The 20,748-nt window shown below is 30.6% G+C and carries 19 protein-coding genes; 8 read left to right on the top strand and 11 right to left on the bottom strand.

The window, feature by feature from the left end; genetic code table 11:
• Window positions 1-18 precede the first annotated feature (18 nt).
• Window positions 19-747, top strand: a complete 729-nt coding sequence (locus AC5YF9_RS01605) for an ABC transporter substrate-binding protein (protein ID WP_415304305.1) — start codon at window positions 19-21, stop codon at window positions 745-747.
• On the opposite strand, the gene AC5YF9_RS01610 is transcribed toward AC5YF9_RS01605, so the two are convergent.
• Complete coding sequence (locus tag AC5YF9_RS01610) at window positions 744-1,967, bottom strand: aminomethyl transferase family protein (protein ID WP_415304306.1); 1,224 nt, start codon at window positions 1,965-1,967, stop codon at window positions 744-746. The genes AC5YF9_RS01605 and AC5YF9_RS01610 overlap by 4 nt on opposite strands.
• A 156-nt stretch (window positions 1,968-2,123) precedes the next feature.
• Between AC5YF9_RS01610 and AC5YF9_RS01615 the strand changes: the two genes are divergently transcribed.
• The 4 genes from AC5YF9_RS01615 to AC5YF9_RS01630 all read left to right on the top strand — a co-directional run bounded on the left by AC5YF9_RS01615 (window position 2,124) and on the right by AC5YF9_RS01630 (window position 7,593).
• Window positions 2,124-3,611, top strand: coding sequence for an ABC transporter substrate-binding protein (locus AC5YF9_RS01615; protein WP_415304307.1), 1,488 nt, complete (start codon window positions 2,124-2,126; stop codon window positions 3,609-3,611).
• Between the two features lie 94 nt (window positions 3,612-3,705).
• Window positions 3,706-4,662 (top strand): ABC transporter permease, encoded by a 957-nt coding sequence (locus AC5YF9_RS01620; protein WP_415304308.1) that lies wholly within the window; start codon window positions 3,706-3,708, stop codon window positions 4,660-4,662.
• Between the two features lie 2 nt (window positions 4,663-4,664).
• Window positions 4,665-5,561, top strand: coding sequence for an ABC transporter permease (locus tag AC5YF9_RS01625; protein WP_415304309.1), 897 nt, complete (start codon window positions 4,665-4,667; stop codon window positions 5,559-5,561).
• A gap of 4 nt (window positions 5,562-5,565) precedes the next feature.
• On the top strand, window positions 5,566-7,593 hold the full coding sequence (locus AC5YF9_RS01630; RefSeq protein WP_415304310.1) for an ABC transporter ATP-binding protein: 2,028 nt from the start codon (window positions 5,566-5,568) through the stop codon (window positions 7,591-7,593).
• Between the two features lie 9 nt (window positions 7,594-7,602).
• Here the strand turns inward: AC5YF9_RS01630 and AC5YF9_RS01635 are convergent, their stop codons facing one another.
• Window positions 7,603-8,451 (bottom strand): DMT family transporter, encoded by an 849-nt coding sequence (locus AC5YF9_RS01635; RefSeq protein WP_415304311.1) that lies wholly within the window; start codon window positions 8,449-8,451, stop codon window positions 7,603-7,605.
• Between the two features lie 32 nt (window positions 8,452-8,483).
• Between AC5YF9_RS01635 and AC5YF9_RS01640 the strand changes: the two genes are divergently transcribed.
• Window positions 8,484-10,706, top strand: coding sequence for a 3-hydroxyacyl-CoA dehydrogenase/enoyl-CoA hydratase family protein (locus AC5YF9_RS01640; RefSeq protein WP_415304312.1), 2,223 nt, complete (start codon window positions 8,484-8,486; stop codon window positions 10,704-10,706).
• Here AC5YF9_RS01640 and AC5YF9_RS01645 read toward each other — a convergent pair.
• The 5 genes from AC5YF9_RS01645 to AC5YF9_RS01665 are packed head-to-tail and all read right to left on the bottom strand — an operon-like array spanning window position 10,703 to window position 15,116.
• A complete protein-coding gene (locus tag AC5YF9_RS01645; RefSeq protein WP_415304313.1) occupies window positions 10,703-11,713 on the bottom strand; it encodes an alpha/beta fold hydrolase in 1,011 nt (336 codons plus the stop codon). The two genes, AC5YF9_RS01640 and AC5YF9_RS01645, sit on opposite strands and share 4 nt — an antisense overlap.
• The gene (locus AC5YF9_RS01650) at window positions 11,713-13,134 is read right to left on the bottom strand and encodes a glutamine synthetase family protein (protein WP_415304314.1); all 1,422 of its coding nucleotides are present in this window, start codon (window positions 13,132-13,134) and stop codon (window positions 11,713-11,715) included. The genes AC5YF9_RS01645 and AC5YF9_RS01650 overlap by 1 nt, the downstream gene beginning before the upstream one ends.
• 20 nt (window positions 13,135-13,154) lie before the next feature.
• On the bottom strand, window positions 13,155-13,550 hold the full coding sequence (locus tag AC5YF9_RS01655; RefSeq protein WP_415295457.1) for a cupin domain-containing protein: 396 nt from the start codon (window positions 13,548-13,550) through the stop codon (window positions 13,155-13,157).
• Between the two features lie 17 nt (window positions 13,551-13,567).
• Window positions 13,568-13,987 (bottom strand): lactoylglutathione lyase, encoded by a 420-nt coding sequence (gloA, locus tag AC5YF9_RS01660; protein ID WP_415304316.1) that lies wholly within the window; start codon window positions 13,985-13,987, stop codon window positions 13,568-13,570.
• The gene (locus AC5YF9_RS01665; protein ID WP_415304317.1) at window positions 13,980-15,116 is read right to left on the bottom strand and encodes an aromatic ring-hydroxylating oxygenase subunit alpha; all 1,137 of its coding nucleotides are present in this window, start codon (window positions 15,114-15,116) and stop codon (window positions 13,980-13,982) included. Before AC5YF9_RS01665 ends, gloA begins: the two co-directional genes overlap by 8 nt.
• Window positions 15,117-15,210: 94 nt before the next feature.
• Between AC5YF9_RS01665 and AC5YF9_RS01670 the strand changes: the two genes are divergently transcribed.
• Together AC5YF9_RS01670 and AC5YF9_RS01675 are read left to right on the top strand one after the other, a co-directional pair.
• Window positions 15,211-16,572, top strand: a complete 1,362-nt coding sequence (locus AC5YF9_RS01670) for a Rieske 2Fe-2S domain-containing protein (protein WP_415304318.1) — start codon at window positions 15,211-15,213, stop codon at window positions 16,570-16,572.
• Window positions 16,562-17,587, top strand: a complete 1,026-nt coding sequence (locus tag AC5YF9_RS01675; protein WP_415304319.1) for a D-2-hydroxyacid dehydrogenase — start codon at window positions 16,562-16,564, stop codon at window positions 17,585-17,587. Before AC5YF9_RS01670 ends, AC5YF9_RS01675 begins: the two co-directional genes overlap by 11 nt.
• Window positions 17,588-17,615: 28 nt before the next feature.
• On the opposite strand, the gene AC5YF9_RS01680 is transcribed toward AC5YF9_RS01675, so the two are convergent.
• The 4 genes from AC5YF9_RS01680 to AC5YF9_RS01695 form a co-directional block, all read right to left on the bottom strand.
• Window positions 17,616-17,771 carry a hypothetical protein gene (locus AC5YF9_RS01680; protein ID WP_415304908.1) on the bottom strand — a complete coding sequence of 52 codons (156 nt, stop codon included), beginning with the start codon at window positions 17,769-17,771 and terminating at the stop codon, window positions 17,616-17,618.
• A 229-nt stretch (window positions 17,772-18,000) separates the two neighbouring features.
• Window positions 18,001-19,182, bottom strand: coding sequence for a primosomal protein (locus tag AC5YF9_RS01685; RefSeq protein ID WP_496169917.1), 1,182 nt, complete (start codon window positions 19,180-19,182; stop codon window positions 18,001-18,003).
• A 133-nt stretch (window positions 19,183-19,315) separates the two neighbouring features.
• Entirely contained in the window at window positions 19,316-19,963 is a 648-nt protein-coding gene (locus tag AC5YF9_RS01690; RefSeq protein ID WP_415304322.1) for a peptidylprolyl isomerase, read from the bottom strand.
• Window positions 19,963-20,700, bottom strand: coding sequence for a putative zinc-binding metallopeptidase (locus tag AC5YF9_RS01695; RefSeq protein ID WP_415304323.1), 738 nt, complete (start codon window positions 20,698-20,700; stop codon window positions 19,963-19,965). Before AC5YF9_RS01695 ends, AC5YF9_RS01690 begins: the two co-directional genes overlap by 1 nt.
• Window positions 20,701-20,748: the final 48 nt, after the last annotated feature.

The raw sequence follows: 20,748 nt of genomic DNA on the forward strand, positions 1-20,748 counted from the left end.
AATAAAAAAAAGGTTTTAATGATTGAGACAATTTCTAAAAAATTAGCACCCACTGGTATTTTGCGTGTAGGCATCAATATGAGTAATTTTTTACTGATAAATGGCAAAGACTCAGATGGGTTGCCCGATGGTGTATCGCCAGAAATTGGAAAAAAGCTTGCAAGAGAATTAAACCTAAAATGTAAATTAGTTCAGTTTAAAAAACCAGGGTTGTTAGCTGATGCTGTAAATGAAGATATGTGGGATATAGGTAATATAGCCTGTGAAAAAGAAAGGAGTAAGACAATAGATTTTACTGATCCTTATGTAAATATTGATGCAAACTTTATGTTTAGAAAAAAAGATAATTTTAAAACTAATGACGATATAAATTTACCTAAAATTAAAATAGCAGTCTTGGAGAGAAGTGCATATGATTTATGGCTAACTGAAAATTTTAAAAATGTAGAATTAATTAGGGTAAATACAATTGAAGAGTCTCACCAATTATTTAGAGAAGATAAAGTTAATGTTCTTGCTGGATTAAAACCAAAACTAATTGAAGAAATTAAAACTAATGATGATTTTAAAATGATAAATAGTCCATTCACATATATTAAGCAATCTATTGGTATTAAAAAAGGTACCCCTGAAATTTTAGATTTTCTTAATAAATTTATCTCAAAACTAATTAAAGAAGGTTATGTAGAAAGTTTGTTGAAAAAACATAACGTTCAAAATAAATTAAGTATTCCCAATATTTATTAACTTTTTATTCCTAGCCAAGGCTCTGCTTTTGTGGGTATTTTTCTATTTATTCCTCTTACTATTTCACCATCCGGATCATACATTGGTAATTTACAAAGTTCAGCTTTATGGATTTTTTCATCAACACATTCAACATCGACAACTGTTCCAGGGCCTATATCTGATTTATCTAATAGTACTATACCAACACCACAAACTTGGTAAGGAGACCATGTGCTTGAAGTCACTTTTCCAATAGATTGATCATTTATTTTTATAGACCTTCCTTTTTTTGCTATTCCATCAACAACTCTAATGCCCCAACTTCGACATTCTTTATCTGCATTTAATAAAGCTTTTTTGCCTATGAAGTCATCTTTTTTTAAATCAACAAAACGACCAAGACCAACAGAAAAAGGATTTGTATCATTTGTAAAATCTTGACCTGCCGATAGAAGTCCAGCTTCAATTCTTCTACCTCTAAATGATGGTGTGCCTGTAATGATCATTCCCATTTTTTTTCCTTCTTCAAGAATTAGATCACCTAATTTTTCTGAATTATTTTCAGGACGAAAATATATTTCCCAACCAAGTTCGTTAGTAAAGCCAGTTCGACTAATTATAACTTTTTCTCCTGCCATGGTTACTTCAACCCAATCAAAATATTTCCATGTATTTGCTATTGGCTCATCAATTAAATTATCAAGAAGGTCCATTGATTTAGGTCCTTGAATTTGACTAACATAAACATTTGGCTCTTTAATTTTAACATCAAGTCCTTCTGAATTAGCTTTATACCACGACACCATGTCACCATCTGCTTGCGCAAACCAATAACAGTTATCATCTATTCTTAAAAGTAAACCATCAGTGATTATTCCACCATCATGGTAGCAAGCAAACTGATAAGAGCATCTTCCCTTTTTAACTTTTGAAATGTCTCTTGGAAAAATTTTCTGTAATAATTTAAGTGCATCTGGACCTGAAATTTCATAAGGATGCTCTCCTGTGTGTCGAAGTATAATTTCTTGTTTAGTTTTCCAATACTGTTCATCTGGAGAAGCATTAGATAATTTTTCAGTCGTTAATCTCCCAGCATAATGAGAATACTCTGGGTCATAAGGTAGCTCTTGATAAGTTAGAGGATGAATGCTCATAGTACGAGCTAGCTCCGTAGGTCTATTGTTTTCTACTTTCTGAGGTTTGATAGAAAACCTTATGTTTTGTAAAGATTTATGCATTGAATTTTGTAATAAATTAAATCTTTAATTTAATCCAGTATTATAATTTAAGAAAAAACCTAAAATGAGTTCAACCTATAATTGTATTATACATTATCATTGTTCTAAATTACGTAAGGTGTTAGCTTTAATTTAAATAAAGAGAGGAAATTAATAATGAAAAACATTTACAAACTGATATCAGTTTCTTTGATATCAATATTAATATCATTTTCATCTGCAAACGCATCAAGTGGAACTTTTAAATTATCACATGATCTTGGATTTGGAAAAGATACAAACCTAGATGCGATTACTAAAGGTCGTTTATTTCAAGTTGTGATAATGACTCAAAATCGTTTAGTTAGAAAAAATCTTAAAGGTGTTGTCTCAGAAGAGTTGGCTACTAAATGGTCAGCAAATGCAGATGCAACAGAGTGGACTTTTAATCTTCGTAAAGGGGTAAAATTTCATGATGGTTCTGATTTTGACGCAGAAGATGTTAAATATTCTTTAATGCGTGTTAAAGATCCAGAAATTGGATCACCTGCAAAAAAAAGCTTAAGTGTTGTAACAGATATTGAGATTGTAGATTCTCATACTGTTAAAATGAAGTTAAGTACTTCTTTTGCGGACTTTCCTTTAAACTTAACTGATTACAGATTAAGAATGATACCATCTGGATCTGGAGACACTATTGGGCAAACTGGAATTGGCACTGGTCCTTTTATGGTTGAAAAGTTTGATGCAGAAGGAACTACTATTCTTAAAGCTAATCCTAATTATTGGGAAGGTGCACCTGGACTTGCTGAAGTTCATGTAATTGCAATACCTGATGGAGAAGCACGAGTTCAAGCTCTTTTAACTGGTCAGATTGATATGAACAGATATGTTCAATTTAGTCAGAAAAAAATCTTTGATGGAAATAAGAAGTTCAAAGCTACAGTAATTCCTACAGGTAACTGGAGAGGAATGGTTATGAATACTGAGCGTGCTCCTTTTAATGATCCAAAAGTTAGAAAAGCTGTACGTTTAGCTATTGATAGACAAGAGCTTGTTGATACTGTTATGGGTGGAGAGGCAGTAGTATCATGTGATACTCCTGTTGCACCATCAGATCAATATCGACTTACTATGAAATGTCCTCAAGATATCAAAAAAGCTAAAAAACTTTTAGCAGAAGCTGGATATCCTGATGGAATTGAAATGGTAATTCATGTATCAACAAAAGAGCCTACATGGCCAACTATTGCTGAAGTAATCCAACAACAAGTTGCTAAAGCTGGTATCAAAGTTGACATCAAAATGACTCCATCAAAAAGTTACTGGAAAGAAACTTGGATGAAAAAAGATGTTGCAATGACACGTTGGAATGAAAGATCTGCTGATAGTGTGCTTCATGAAGTTTATCACAGTAGCGCTAAATGGAATGAGTCATATTACAAAAGTTCTAGCTTTGATAAAAATCTAGCAAGTGCAAGAGCTGAGCTTAACTTTAATAAAAGAAAAAAAGCTTATAAAAATGCACAAAAAACTTTATGGGAAGAATCTGGAACTATGATCCCTTACCATGTGTCTAAATTAGTGGTTACTAATTCTAGAGTAAAGAATCTTGATGAAGTTGAGGTTTTTTCAATTCAGTGGCATAAAGTTAAAGTAAAATAATACAAATTACTATTTACAGGCCTTTAATTAGGCCTGTAAAATTAATCTCATTTATTAGCTGTTATTTATAAAACCTAAAGTAGTAAACTTAATAATGTTTTTTTTAATTTTTAAAAGATTTGTATTAGGTTTAATAACCTTATTTATTGTATCTTTAATTACCTTTGTAGGAGTTGAGATTCTTCCAGGTGATGCTTGTACTTCTTATTTAGAGAGACAAGCCTTTGGTGAAGCTTTAGAAGCATGCATTAAAAGATTAGGGTTAGATATACCAGCATATCAGAGATATTTATCCTGGGCTTATAACGTTATCCAGGGAGATTTTGGTTATTCATTAAGTGGAGAAATGCAAATTAATGAAGTTTTAGGACCAAGAATAAAAAATTCAATGGTTCTAGCGTCAGCTGCAATAATTATTGGAATACCTTTAGCTCTAATACTTGGAATAATCACAGCTCTTTGGAGAGATAAACTGCCAGATATAATTATTTCAACAATTGCAATATTTTCAATGACCATTCCAGAATTCATTAGCTCTACTTTATTAATTTTGATAGTTGCTATTTGGTTAGAATGGTTACCTGGAATAGTAATTGTACCAAGCGACGTTACCTTTTTAGAATTACTACCAAATATAATTTTACCAGTAATTGCTATTGCAATGATAATGACTGCACATATGGCTCGTATGGTTCGGTCAAGCGTTATTCAGGTAATGGCGACTGATTATATACAAATGGCAATTTTAAAAGGAGTACCATATTGGAGAATGGTTTTTAAACATGTTTTACCTAATGCATTATTACCAGCTATTAATGTTGTTGCTTTGACTATTGCCTGGTTATTAGGAGGAGTGGTTGTTACCGAGGTTGTCTTTAATTATCCAGGATTGGGAAGATTAGTAATTGAGTCTATATCTAATAGAGACCTACCAGTTGTTCAAGCTTTAGGTATTATTCTTGCATCTATTTACGTTAGCATAAACTTTATAGCTGATTTATTAACATTAATGCTGAACCCAAGATTAAAAACATTACAAACTAGAAAATAAATATGGAAACTAATAAAGATATCTTTGAAGAAAAACCTAAAAGTTCTTTAGCAAAAGTTTCAGAGATATTATCAACAATGGCTTCAAAGCCATCTGGTTTCATTGGTTTAGCAATTTTAATTTTTCATGTAGTGTTAGCAGTTACTAGTCCTTGGGTTGCACCTTATGATTACAAGTCAATTAATCCTACGTTAATGTTACAAGCACCATCATTAGAATATTGGTTTGGAACAGATAGTTTAGGTAGAGATGTTTTTACCAGGACTATATTGGGAGGAAGAACCGCTCTCACTGTAACTTTTTTTGGTTCAATTATTGCTCTTTTGTGGGGTGGTCTTTTAGGAATTTTTTGTGGTTTAGTTGGTGGTAGGATCGATGACATAGTAATGAGAATAGTTGATGCATTTTTATCGATACCATGGATTTTGGCCATGTTGTTGATTGTTTCTCTTCTAGGAACATCAACTGAAGTATTAATACCAGCACTTGGTTTTTTTTACGGAAAAGGAATAGTTCGAGTTGCGAGAGCTGCCACACATGATGTAATTGCTAAAGATTTTATAATTTCTGCTAAAGCTAGAGGGCATAGCAATCTTTCAATTATTTGGAACGAAATATTGCCTAATGTTAGAGATGCCATTTTAGTTGAGGGAGCTATGAGATGGTCTTGGATGTTATTAGGTTTTAGCTCATTATCATTTTTAGGTTTTGGTGTAAGTCCACCCACACCTGACTGGGGGTTAATGATATCCAATGCAAGAGGATTAATGTCCTTCGCATGGTGGGCAGTAATTTCACCAATAATTGGATTAAGCACATTAATTATAGGAATAAACCTAACAGCAGATGCGTTTGCTAAAGCATTAGGTATTGATAGATCAACCAAAGCTCCAGTTTAATATTATGGAAAATCACATTCAAATAATTAAAAATCTATCAATAGGATTTAAAAGTCAAAAAGGTAAGCAAATATCAATTCTAAGAAATATAAGTACAAATATTAAAAAAGGTGAAACTGTAGGTATAGTAGGAGAGTCTGGTTCAGGAAAAAGCACTCTTGCATTAGCAATGATGGGCTATATTAAAAATGGTTTATTTGCTACTGGTGGAGAATGTTTGTTTAAATCTTCAAATCTACTCAATATGAATAGTAGAGAGCTAGAAAAAGTAAGAGGTAGAAAAATTGCAATGATCCCTCAAAATGCTGGTCAGGCGTTAACACCCAATCTTAAAATTGGATATCAAATAGAAGAGGCTCTTAGGCTTCATACTAATTTAAACAAGATTGAGATAGAAGAAAAAATTTCTGAATTATTAAATAAAGTTAGACTACCTTCACCAAAAATTATGGCTCTAAGATATCCACATGAGCTTTCAGGTGGGCAACAACAACGTGTTGCAGTTGCCATGGCACTTGCTGGAAATCCTGAGTTGTTATTGCTTGATGAGCCAACTACTGGATTAGATGTAACTACCCAAGCTCATGTTTTGGAACTTTTAAAAGATATAGCTAAAGATACGGGAACATCTATGGTTTATGTTAGTCATGATCTTGGTGCTATAGCTCAAGTTTGTGACAGAGTAATTGTAATGTATGCTGGTGAAATAGTATTAGAAGGACCAGTCAGAAAAATTTTAAAAGAACCAATCCATCCATACACATATGGATTATTAAAATCTATTCCAAAACTTTCCTTATCTGGCCTTCCAGACTCAATGCCAGGTAGCCAACCTCAACCAGGACATTTAGGAGAAGGTTGTACTTTTTACGATAGGTGTGAATTTTCAGATAATAAATGTAAAGATAGCGTTCCTAAATTAGAATATATTTCAGAGATAGATACTAGTGTGAGATGTTTTCATCATTCTCAATTAAGTTCAAAAAAAAAAGAGCAAAAAACAAAAAATCAAAAAAAGCAAGAAATAAAGATTGATGAAATTTTGAAGTTAAAAGGAGTTTCAATATCTTATGCAAAACAGGGATTTTTAGATCAATTTTTAAATAAAGTTACCGATTCTAATCCAACTGTAAAAGATATAGATATCAATATAAATAAAGGTGAGACTATTGCTTTAGTTGGAGAGTCTGGCAGTGGTAAATCTACAATTTTAAAATCAATTGCTGGATTATTAAAAACTAAAGATGGCAATATTACATTTAATAAAAAAAATATATTATCAGGTGATTTAAAAGAGAGGAGCTCAGAAGATCTTAGATCAATCCAATTAATTTTTCAAAACCCAGATGAGTCATTAAACCCTAATCATACTGTTGAACAAATCTTATCCCAACCCTTAAAATTATATTTTGGCTTAACAGGTAGCAAACTCAAATCTAGTATTGTTGAGTTGCTCAATAAAGTTAGACTTGGTGGATTCTATATGAGCAGATACCCTAGACAATTATCTGGTGGTGAAAAACAGAGAGTGGCTGTTGCTAGAGCTTTTGCAGCAAAACCAGATATTATCTTATGTGACGAGGTAACTTCTGCTTTAGATGTTTCTGTTCAAGCAGCTGTATTAGATTTATTACAAAAACTAAAAGAAGAGTCAGGGACTACCTATATATTTGTTTCGCATGATCTTGCAGTTGTTAAAGCTATCAGTGATAGGGTTGCTGTTTTATATCAAGGAAGGTTATGTGAAATTGGACCATCAAAAAATGTTTATCAATTTCCTTCTCATCCTTATACAGAAGTTTTAATAGGTGCTGTGCTTGAGCCTGATCCAGATATTAAGCCCAAGTTAGTTGCTGATGATATAGTTGAGGAAAAACCACCTGAAATTGGATGCTCTTTTCAAGGCAGGTGTCCACGAATAGTAGGTGATAAATGTAAAAATGAAACACCCCCATGGCAAATCGGAGAAAATGGCAATGCTATTAGGTGCCATATAAATATAGAAGAGTTAAAAAGACAACAAGCTTTGTAAGAAAATATTTTATTTTATTCCAAGCACTCTTTCTCTGTAAAAAACAAAAAGACCACTTGAAATTATTATTAATAGACCAATAATAGTCCAACTGTCAGGGAAATGATTAAATAAAAGATATCCATAAATTGTATTAGTCACAACTTCAAAATAACTAATTGGGGCTAATTTTGACGCTTCAGCATATTTAAAAGATAATATTAATAAAAAATGACCAACAAGAGTTACGACTCCTATTAAAGAAAGCAAAAGCCATTGAGCCAATGTTGGTGCAACCCAAACAAAAGGAATTGTAAAAGACACTGCAAAAGTTCCAATCAATCCCGTAATTAAAAGTGTTAACATAGAGTTATCAGATACACTTAGCTTACGAGTTATGATTGAATAAAAAGCATACATTGTTCCTGCAGATAAAGCTGCTAAACTTCCTATATCTAATGGTATATATCCAGGCCTAATAACAATTATCGCACCAGTAAACCCAATTATAACTGCGCTCCATCTTTTTATTCCAATTTTTTCAGATAAAAAAATTGAAGAAAATATGATTACAACTAATGGAGAAACAAAGGATAATGTAAGTGCTTTTGAAAGTGAAATGTGAGAGATAGCATAATAAAAACAAATATTCGTACCAAGCAAAAGTAAACCTCTTATTAATTGAAGCTTGGGTTTCTCCGTCCAAACAAAGTTTTTTTTAAAGAAGAAAAATAGGACAGGTAAAATCAATAAGACCGTAAAACAATGTCGTGCCCAAATTATTTGAAAAATAGGAATTTCAGCAGATAAATATTTTGCAATAGCATAGTTCAGTGGAATTACTGTATGGGCTATTAAATTTAAAATTATTGCTCTCATTTAAATAATTTAATATAAGTTTTCTCTAAATTATGGAAATTAAAAAAGTAGTAGTTATAGGTTCGGGTACAATGGGTAGTGGTATTGCAGCACAATTATGTAATGCCAATATTCCAGTCACTCTATTAGATTTAACTACTGAAATAAGTGAAAAAGCTCGTGAAAGAATTCAAAAATCTAGACCACCACTATTAATTGATAAATCAAAAATTAATAATATTAATGTTGGAAACATTAATGATAACTTTAATTTAGTTAACGAAGCAGACTGGATTGTGGAAGCTGTTGTTGAAAGAATAGATATTAAGCATCAAATTTATGAAAAAATTTTTAAAGAAAGAAAAGCAGGATCAATAGTATCGTCTAATACTTCATCCATACCAATTAGCATTCTATCAGAAAAACTATCTACAGAAGATAAAAAAGATTTTTGTATAACACATTTTTTCAATCCTGTGAGATATATGGATTTACTAGAAATTGTTAAAAGTGAAAATAATGATTTTGTAAAAATTAATTCTTTAAAAAAATTTTGTGAAGAAGATTTAGGAAAAGGTTCTATTGTTTGTAATGACACTCCTGGTTTTCTAGGAAACAGAATAGGAGTTTATGCGATGCAAGTAGCAATGACTGAAGCTTTTAGAATGAAACTTTCTATCGAAGAGGCAGATGCTATTTTTGGAAGACCAATGGGGATTCCCAAGACAGGAGTATTTGGATTATATGATTTAATTGGAATAGATCTAATGGCAGATGTGCTTAAGAGTTTTATAAAAGAACTTTCAAAAGAAGATGAATTCCAAGAAGTTGCCAAAGAAATATCGCTAGTTAAAAAATTAATAGAAACTGGCTACACTGGACGTAAAGGCAAAGGTGGCTTTTACAGAATGAATAAAGTTGAAAATAAGAAAATTTTAGAAGCAATTAACTTAGAAACAGGTGAATATTCTCCAACAAAAAAAATAAATATTAAATTTGATAAACCAGGCTTACAAAGTTTAATTAATAGAAAAGATAAGTATGGAGATTATGCATGGTCTGTAATTTCAAAAATAATTAAATACGCCTCATCATTAGTTCCAGAAATAACTGATGAGTTTAATGATATAGATGAGGCAATGAGATTAGGTTTCAATTGGAATAAAGGCCCTTTTGAAATGCTTGAGGAAATTGGAGTTAATAATTTCTTTGATAAAATAGAAAATTATAAAGGAAATAAGTTTTTAGAAGATTTAGCTGTAACAAAAAATGAAAATTTTCATGGGGTAAGACAAAAATATACAGATATTGAAACCCTAGGAAAAGTTAAAAAGACAGCCACTAATATTGATGGGAATAGTTCAGCAAAAATTTATCGATTTAAAGATTATAATATTGTTGAATTTACAACTAAGGCTAATGCACTTGATTATAACTCAATGGATGCTCTAAAAAAAGCCACTGATAAACCATTAATAATAATCAATGAAAGTATGCAGTTTTCAGCTGGGGTTAATTTGAGCTATACAATGGAATTTGCTGAAAAAGGGGACTTTAAATCTATAGAAAAATTTGTAAGATATTTTCAGGAAACATGTAAAAATCTTAAGTATTCTAATCATCCTGTTGTATCAGCGCCATCAGGCTTAACATTAGGGGGAGGCTTTGAAGTTTTAGTTCATAGTAATTTTGTAGCATCACATACCAATATTGTTATTGGTTTAGTAGAGACAATGGTTGGATTAATTCCAGCCGGTGGAGGATGTAAAGAGATGTTAGCAAGATGGTTAGAAACTGAAGAAGCTAAAAATGATCCTCATTATGCTCCATTAAAGGTATTTGATATTATAGGATATGGTAAAACTGCAACTTCTCCAGTTGAAGCTGAACCTATGAAATATTTAAGATCAGAGGATAAGAAGATAATGAGTAGAAATAGCTTACTAGAAGTTTCAAGGAAAATTTTAGAAGAAAATAGAGACTTTAAACCTCCAGCTGAAAATACATTTAAACTTCCAGGAAAAGTTGTAAAAGATGAAATGATTAAACTTTTAGATAAATTATATAATGAAAAAGTAATTCTAGACCATGGAATGAAAGTTGCAACAGAGTTAGCAAATGTTCTAAGTGGAGGAGACACCACAATAGACAAGACTTTATCTGAAGAAGATTTGTTTAAACTGGAGCTAAATGCTTTTATGACATTGATTGAAACAAAAGAAACACAAGATAGAATTAAACATACTTTAACAACAGGAAAACCTTTAATCAATTAAGCTAGAAGTTCTCTAATATTCTTATCTAATTTTTTTTCAAAATTTTTATCATTACCTGGATTTGCTACACAATGTCCATAAGCTGAGTCAACAGGCCTTAATAATGATTTTTTAATAAATCTTTTTTCAAATTCATTCTCTTCTGTTCTAAAATATAAATCTTGATTGCAGGGCATTAAAATTGTCTTTGCTCTTATTGATTTAAGCGCCCTAATATAATCACCTTTATATATTGGATTTTTACTAATATCATTTAATTGCCAAGTTTTTAATTTACTTAAAAGGTTATTAGCATCCCAATTTTTTGCATGATCATTAGCCCAATCTTTAAGTAAATCCTCTACATTATTAAAACCAAATTTGTTATAAAGTTTTTTTCTATAAAAATCTTGAGAGAAGGCCCAACCAGCATATACACGTCCAAAGGCTTTTAAGCCATCAACTGGTTGTTTTTTATAATTCCCATTGTTCCAATTTCTATCTGTTACAAGAGCTGCTTTTACACCTTCTAAAAAAACATGATTATGTATTGAAGTTTTTGATGATGCGCAAAAAGGTAAAATTGCTTTGACCATCTCAGGATATTGAGCCGCCCATTGATATGATTGACATCCAGCCATAGACCAGCCTGTTACTAGTGCAATCTTTTTTATTTTAAGTTTTTCATTTATTAATTTTTGCTGACAATAAATATTATCCCAGAGTGTTATTTCAGGAAATTGAGAACCACGTTGTGATTTAATAGTATTACTTGGTGACGTTGAGAAACCATTGCCAAACATATTTATTGAAATAATAAAATATTTATTTGGATTTATTGCCCTATTTTTTCCAATAAAACCTTCATTACGAATATGAGTGCCTGTATAAAATGTTGGAAGTACAATTACATTTGAATGATCTTTATTAAGCTTACCATAAGTTTTATAAATTAATTGGGTAGACTTTAAGATTTTACCAGATAAGAGTTTAATATTTCCTAAGTTAAACTCCTGATAATCTTTCATTAATAAAGTCTAAGATACTCTTTTACTTCCCAGTCAGTAACTGCTTGATGGTATCGTTCCCATTCATCATTCTTATAAGCTAGTATTGATTTTTTCATTACTGATCCCAAGACTTCATCAGTTAGTTTGTCATTTTTTAGAGCTTCAATCGCTGACAGCAGGTTTCTAGGCAATCTCTTAATTCCAAGTTTTTTAAACTCACTCTCTGACATATTATATAAATCTTGGTCAGTTGGTTTCCCTGGATGTATTTTGTTTTCAATTCCCTCAATTGCTGCTGAAATTGTCATTGAAAGTGCCAGATATACGTTCATTGTCATATCTGCTGCTCTATTTTCAATACAATATCTATTTTGAGGTAATCTAAATTGTGCAGACCTATTATTATGTCCATAAGTAATATTTGTTGGAGCCCAAGTTACAGTTCCACCTTCAAAACCACCAACTCTTGGCACTAATCCGTTGTATGAATTTACAGTTGAGCAAGTAATGGAAGTTATTGCTTCAGCATGTTTCATTAACCCACCAACAGCAAAGATTGATTCTTTAGACCATTTATTTCCACCATCAAAAACATTCTTTCCATTTTTATCTACCATTGAAAAATTAATATGAGCTCCTGATCTCCAGTCACCTATAGTAGGTTTTGGCATAAAGGTAATAAACATATTATTTTTTTTAGCTATTTCTTTTAAAAGAATTCGAAGAAAAACTAATCTGTCTCCCATCTCTAAAAGGTTGGTGTAATGAAAATCTAATTCAAATTGAGAATAAGCTCCTTCTGCTACAACATCATGGATCATCCAACCTAAATCATTTAAGATATCTATTAGCTCTTTTAAAAAATGCATAGAGTCTAATGTGTGCTCTACATCGTAGCCAAAAGCTTGACGTCTAGGTCTAAGACCCTTTACTGGATCATTATCAATAGCTTTAACAGGTTGGCCATTTTCATCATACTTCATTGCAATAAACTCTGGTTCTATTCCTGCCATTCCTTTGTATCCTGCATCTTGAGCTTTTTGCATTGCTCGTTTTAACGCCTGTCTAGGACAAACATTGTATGGTTTATCTTCCCAAAAAAGATCTGCAAAAATAATAGCAGTAGTATTGTCCCATGGACAAATATAAACAGCATCTAAATCTGGTAACATGACCTGATCAGAGTCTGCAGGAGTAAGTTCAGGTACAAAAGAAATTGAATGAACGGCAAACTGAGGCCCTTTACCCAAACATAATGGTTCAAAATCAGTCATTGGTACAGGCTTTGATTTTGGTATACCATGGAGATCAATCCAGCTAGATAAAACATATTTTACACCAGCCGCTTTTAATCTTTTATGAACAGAAGGTATTTTTTTTCTATTACGTTCAACTGCATCTTTAAAGTTTTCATAATAAATTTTTTCATTCTTACTCATATTGATCTCCTTTAGCTTTACTATTGTGGCATATCTTCAGGGTCTATTCCTGGTACGAATGTAATACCTGCTTGTTGTTTCCAATCATGAGGATAAGCAGCGTAAAATATTACACACTTTTCGTCACATTCATAAGCAATATGATTATCTTTTGGGATATAAAGCACATCTCCAGGGTTACAAATATAAGACTCACCATTACATGTAAGGCGAAAAGTTCCTGTCATACAATAGATGATTTCATCACAAGTTAAATCCCACGGTATAGAAGCTTTGTTTAAAAAATTTAAACCTCCGCACATTGTGTTACTCACTTTGCTGGTCACAAAAGGCTTAATGTAACTTTTTCCTGGCTCTAAAGTATGAAGTCTATTTTCAATATCTTTAAATTTATATAATTGTGGTTTTTTTGACATTTATCTCCCCTTTCTATTTATACTTTTACTGGTTCATTTAACTCGACTTTGTATCCATCTGGATCTTCACAAAAGGCTATTATTCTAGTTCCGTGCTTCATAGGGCCTGGTTTACGAGTAATATTTATGCCTAATTTTGCAAGATCATCACAAGCTTTGTAAACATCTGGTGTTTCTATGCAAACATGTCCCCATCCATTACCCTTGTCATAATCATCTTTTTGGTCCCAGTTACAGGTTAGTTCTAAACATGGCGATTCTATTTCAAGACCATAACCAATAAAGGCATTAGTAAATTTCCCATCTGGATAGTCTGTTTTTCTTAAAATTTTCATCCCTAAAGTTTTGCAATAAAAATCAAAAGACGCTTCTAAGTTTTTAACTCTGATCATAGTGTGAGCAAGTCTGTAACCCTCCAGGTTAATTTCTTTAGACATTTTTTACCCTTTTTGTTATTTTAAAAGATCTTTTAATAGAATTAATTATAAGTTTTTGAAAAGCTTGAACTCCTTTTTCCCATACAGGAGATAAAAGCCCACCATTATTAGATGCTGGAGAAGATCTACCTTCTTGTAACCTTTCACACATTTCATGATCTTCTTTATGAACACTCCACCAAATATCCTTAGTTGCTTGAATTTCTTTTTTAGTCATCACTTTATTATCCATAGTATAGATTATCCTTTTTTGTGAAGTTATGCCTGGACTTATAGGAATATTTAAATAAACACCAACTTGATTTGGATAATAAGTCCCCATTATAAAATTTGGAAAAAGTGATAAGTATCTTGAGGTAACAGATAAAGCATTGTAATTTTTTTCATCTTCTTGTTCAACATCAACACCACTTCCATAACACTTACCATCAACAAAGGTGTAATGATCCTTTAAGGGTTGATTTGTTGTTGTTTTATGGACAAACTGAACATGATAAGGTTCAATAAAATTTTCAATAAGAAATTTCCAATTAGTATTTATTTTACCAAAATCTAAAGTTGCGATATAATTTAACTTTGTTAAATCAATATCATTAAATCTTTTTATAAGTGGTTTAGCATATTCTTCAAATTTTTTTGCTTTTCCATTAAAATTTATAAAAATCCAATCATGCCAAATATGAGTTCTAATTGGCTTTAATCCATGATCTAAAAAATTAAAACCCTCAGGTTTATGTTGATTTGTACCACCTATATGTGGTGCAGCCTTTAATTCTCCTTTTAAATTATAGCTCCATGCATGGTAAGGACATTTAATAATTTTTCCTACATTCTTTTTTTCATCAACTAGTTTTAAACATCGATGACTACATACATTATGAAAAGCAGAAATTTTGTTTTCTAGATTTTTAACAAGAAATATAGGCTTGCTTGCAATGGATAAAGGAATTATATCACCAGGATTTTTAAGCTCATGAACTAGACCAACAAACAACCAATCATCAGATAAAACTGTATTGCATTCTTTTTTCCAAAAACCATCATCAGTATAAGATTCTGGAGGTAACCCAAATATAGTATTTAAATTTTTTGGTCTTTTAATTTTAGTAAGGACTTTCTCTTTTGACATTTGATCTTTAATTTAAAATACTAAATTATTATATTGAAAACCTTATTTTAGAATATTAAGGTTTACAATAGAATAGTTTTAATGAACAAATTTTATGGATAAACAAAATTTTAGAAGCCAAGACTTTAGAGGCTACAAGCAATCAATAATTTCAAAGATTGACGAAGATTTAGCAAGAACAGGTTCCAAGACTTCCTGTGGAGAATATCTAAGATGTTATTGGCACCCTGTAGCTTTAACCTCTGAAGTTAGTGAAACGCCAAAAGAAATCCGTATTTTAGGCGAAGATTTAGTTATATTCAAAACTACCATGGGAAATATAGGCTTAGTTCATAAAGCTTGTCCCCATAGACGTGCATCAATGGTTTATGGAAAAACAGAAGATAAAGGTATTAGATGCTGTTATCATGGATGGTTATTTTCTCCAAATGGAGAAATTCTTGAAACCCCAGGAGAAGATCCAGATTCTAAGTCTGCAACAAAAATAAGAGAAACGTTTAAACTTGGTGCTTATCCAGTAATTGAATTTAATGGATTAGTATTTTCTTATTTAGGACCAATGGATAAAATACCAGAATTTCCACAATATGATGCGTTTGAAATACCTGGAAACACATCCAGTCCATATCGTATAAATTATAATTGTAATTGGATTCAGGTGCTTGATGCAATTATGGATCCTGTCCATACTTCTTTTTTACATGGACAAAGTTCTGGAATTCAATTTTCTGAAGGTTTTGCAGAGGTTGGTGAAATAGAATTTTATGAAAGAGGCATACAATACCTTGGCTGCAACACTAGAAGAATAGATGACAATGTATGGATTAGAGTAAATGAATTAATTTTGCCCAACTTTACTCAAGCTGGTGCAGCGTTTGCCGCAGATGGAACTAAGAGTAAATATTTTGGTAGAAGTTCTTTTACAAGATGGGTAGTGCCTGTTGACGATCATCATTGTGTAGCATTAGCATGGGCAAACTTTGGTGAGAGAGGCGATCCTATAGAGTATAATAATCAAGAAGGGTTTGAAAAGATTGAAGCTGGTGAAATCGCAAATAGAACTCTGTTAGAGCAGCAAAAAAGTCCTGGTGATGCAGAGGCAGTAGAAGGAATGGGATCAATCAGCACTCATAAAGGAGAACATTTAATGCCAACCGATCAAGGTGTGATGATTTATAGACGAAGAATAAGAAAGTTAAGTAAAGATTTAGAAGAAGGAAAAGACCCACCACAACCACAAATAAAAAAAGGTGAAATTGTAAGAACAAATGGGCAAGATACAGTGTTAAGAGCACCAAAAAGAAATAAAAATGATAAAGAATTTGTTAAATCAATTTGTTCATCAGTAATGAAAATGCAGTTTGATTTAGAGAATATGCCACTGAAAGAAAGAGATAGTGCTATAATAAATAATCTTCATAAAATGGAAGAAAGAGGAAACTTTGATGGGCTATAAGAAAATCAAGATTCACGTTAAGAATAACCATGGACGACCAGGAACATTTCCAAGTGACCTGGAGGGTGAAAAAAATTTCACTATAACTAAAGAGCATATTGATAATGCTTTAGAGAAAGAACCCGGTATTAAAGAAAAAATAGAAGTTTTTATTGATTGGGATGAAGATAATTTTAATTCATCTATATCTAATTCAGAAATCTTACTTACTTATGATTTTCCAACAAAAAATCTTAAAAAAATTGCACCAGATTTAAAATGGATACATTGTACAGCTGCTGGGGTTGAGCATATATCACCTTTCAAATGGGCACCAGATGAATTGATAATAACAAACAGTAGTGGTGTACATGCTAAGAAAGCAGGTGAATATGGTTTAATGAGTGTTTTAATGCTTCAAAATCATATGCCCAAGATTATAACAAATCAAAAAAATAAAGAATTCGTATCTTTATTCAGCAATCCAATAGCTGGTAAAAATATTGTTTTAGTAGGTACTGGTTCGCTAGGGTCTTCCATGGCGATGCTTGTTGAACCACTTGGTGTAAATATCATTGGTGTAAATAAAAAAGGTAAATCTGTGGATGGGTGTAAAAAAATTATAACAATTGATAAATTAGATTCAGTGCTACCAGAGGCAGATTTTTTGTATCTTGCATTACCAGAAACTCCTGAAACTATAAATTTGATTGATAAAAAAAGATTAGATTTATTAAAACCAACTTGTGGTATTGTAAATATTGGTCGTCAATCAGTATTAGATTATGATGCGCTGTGTGAAAAACTTAATAAGAAAGAAATAGCGGGAGCAATACTTGATGTATTTACTCCAGAACCGATTGAAAGTAACTCAAAACTTTGGCATACCCCAAATCTTGTAATTACTCCCCATGTTTCATCTGATGATAATGGCAATTATGTAAAAATGACCCTCGATTTATTTGTAAAAAATTTAAAACTTTTTATAGAAGATCAAGAGTTAGTTAATCAGATAGATAAAAATCTAGGTTATTAAGATAGATAGCTTAAACTTTCAAAATAATTTAATTCAGTATTCTAAAAGTATTAATAAAGTCAGGTCTCAATATATACTCAGAACGATTTTCATATTTTATTTTTTTTAAAATCTCCAAACCATAGATCACTCTCCCAATAGGTATATACTCAGCTTCAAATAAGGCCTCATCTTGTAAAATTATAAAAAATTGTAGAAAAACTTTACAATGAAAAAATAACTCATGAGCACGGTGTTACAGTTGCAAAGGAATTAGCCCATGTCCTGAGTGGAGGAGACACAACCACTGATAAAATTTTATCAGAAGATGATTTATTTAAATTAGAATTAGATGCATTTATGAGATTAATTGAAACACAAGAAACTTAAGATAGAATTAAATACACACTTGCAACAGGAAAACCTTTAATTAACTAATATCTTTCGTCTTCTACTTTTTTTAACTCATTTTCTAATATTTTTTCTTTTTTTTCTTGTATTACTTCTTCTTTTTTAAATTCTATTATCTTTTCACTTTCCTCTTTTTCTCTAATTAGTTGGTCATTAAATTTTTTAATTAATTCTTCTTCTTTTGCTATTTGCTCCTTATCAAATTTCCTTTCCCATTCTTTTATTCTCTCTTCTTCATCTTTAATTCTTTTTTCTTCGAGAATTCTGGCTTGAATTATTTTTTGTTCTCTTAAATTTTCTAATCTTATTTCTTCTTCTTTTAATTGTAACTCTTCTTGAATTTTTCTTTGATTGAGGTCATTTAATCTCAATTCCTTAAGTTCTTCTATTTCTAATTGTTCTTTCAGTCTAAGTTGTTTTTCTTTTTCTCTTAACTCATCACCTTCTTTTAATATTTTTATTTCTTTTTCTCTTAATCTTTCAGCCTCAATTTTTTTGATATTTTGTTCAACTTCTTCAAGTTTTTGGGTTTGATAATTTAATTTATGTTCTTCTTCATTTAATCTTTGCTCATCTTTTTTTTGTTTATCAATTTCAATATTCTTTAATCTTTCTTCCTCATCTTTTATTTTCTGTTTAGCTTCACGGACATTCTGTCTCTCAAGAGCCATTAATTTATCGTTTTCAATTTTGGCTTCTTGTTGCTCTTGTCTTATTCTTTGCTTTTCAAAAAATTCTAGTCTTAGTTTTTCTTCTTTTAATTTTAAATCATCTTGTCTTGCTTTTTCTTCTTCCTCATCTCTTAGTTTTTGCTCTGCAGCTTTAATTCTTTGAGCTTCAAGTTTAATTTTTTTTCTTTCAATTTGTTGTTGTTGTTTTATAATTTTTATTTTCTGTTTTTCTTGTTTCTCTATTTTTTGTTTTTCTTCCTTTATTAGATTTAATTCATTTTGTTTAATTAATCTTATTTCTTCATTTTTTTGTTTTTCTTGTTCTAACTTTTCTTTTTTTAATTCTTTAATTTTTTCTTCTTTTAATAATTTGATTCTATGTAGTTCTTTTTGTTTAGCTCTTTCTTTGAAGTTCTTATACTTTTCTGCCAAAGATAAGGATGTAATTCTCTTAAGAATTTTTAGAGGATTGTCGATTATTTTTTTTTTACTTAAACTTAATTTTTTTTTGAAAACTTTTTTTAATGCTTTCATAATAAATTAATTTCATCAAAATTTAACTAATTAAAATACGGTAAATATTGGTGTAAATTTTAATATGCTACCTATATCTACAAAATATAAAAACTTTACTGACTAAAATGGGTTCAATTTGAGGTTTTATCTTTTATTTATTCAGCATTTTAAAAGAATTAATGAAATCAGGTCTCAATATATACTCTGAGCGTCTTTCATATTTTATTTTTTTTAAGACTTCTAGACCATAAAGAACTTTACCAACAGGTGTATATTCACCTTCAAATAATGGCTCATCTTGTAGAATTATAAAAAATTGACTGTCTTCTGTATCGTTCTTAAATGTTCGGGCTAACCCGACACTGCCTTTAGTGTAATTAAAGCTACTATCGATTTCTGATTTAATTGTACCTAAACCTGATTTTCCAGTACCAATTTTTCCATAATCTAAATTTCCTTTTTTTCCAAACTCTAGGTCACCAGCCTGAATGAGTTTATTTTCAATTACTCTATGAAAAGCAATATTTTCATAAGCATTCGATTTAATTAAAGTAATAAATCTTTGAACGGCATTTGGTGAAATATTTGGATAAAGTTCTATAATTACATTTCCACAAGGTGCATTTAAAATTGCAATATTATTTGGCTTCTTAAATGTAATATCTTTTGGATCAATATCTTTGACAAATAAACATTTATTTTTAACTATAAAATATGTCCAGAAAGTTGTGATACCTAATAAAATTAAAAAAACAAAAATAAATTTTTCTGATTTAGAGGCTTTAATTTTTTTTATCATCAAAAAATAAAAGAATTATCTATTTCCATTATTTTATTTTCAATATATGAAATTTTATTATTTAAAATAGGATCTGATTTACGAATTTGGTTGATTTCTTTTTCCTTTAAGTAGATCATGTGTGAATAAACTTCTGCCATATCTTCTGAGGCTGTGGACTTAGAATATTCTGTGAAAAAACCTTTTGTTTCTTGGTATTGCTCTAAGCTTATTTTTTTTGTGCATGTAGAACATTCAGCATATTTAAAGTTAGAATTATTAAATTTAATCCACTCTTCTTCGTTAAAAATACTTTTATGTTGAAGATATATTATATGAAAAACCTCATGATGAATTACTCTTTCAAAGTAATCTTCATTAAATTTAATATCCAGTATTAATGTTTTCATTACATTATCTGGAATGCCAGCCGTATACAACTCTGAGATAGATAAATTTTCACACATAACAATATATTTGAGATTAATTTTTTTTAAATAATTATAAGAATATCTACTAAGATTTTTATGAATAATTTTATATTTTGCATCTAAATCTTTTTTATTTGAATCTGAACAAACAACATTTTTTTGAGTACCTAGCCTAAAAGGTCTGACAGCATAAAAATACTTAAGTTTATTTTTAGTATTTATTTCATAAATTTCTAGGTTGGGTATTTTGATGAGATTATAGATAGAATTAGCTTTAAGTGGTGTAATGAAAATAATTGATAGTAAAATTGCTCTTATTACGTTCATAATTATAAAGATAGAAGATATTCCATTATTAAAGAATGTGATACATTC

The sequence above is a fragment of the Candidatus Pelagibacter sp. uisw_098 genome (assembly GCF_059512505.1).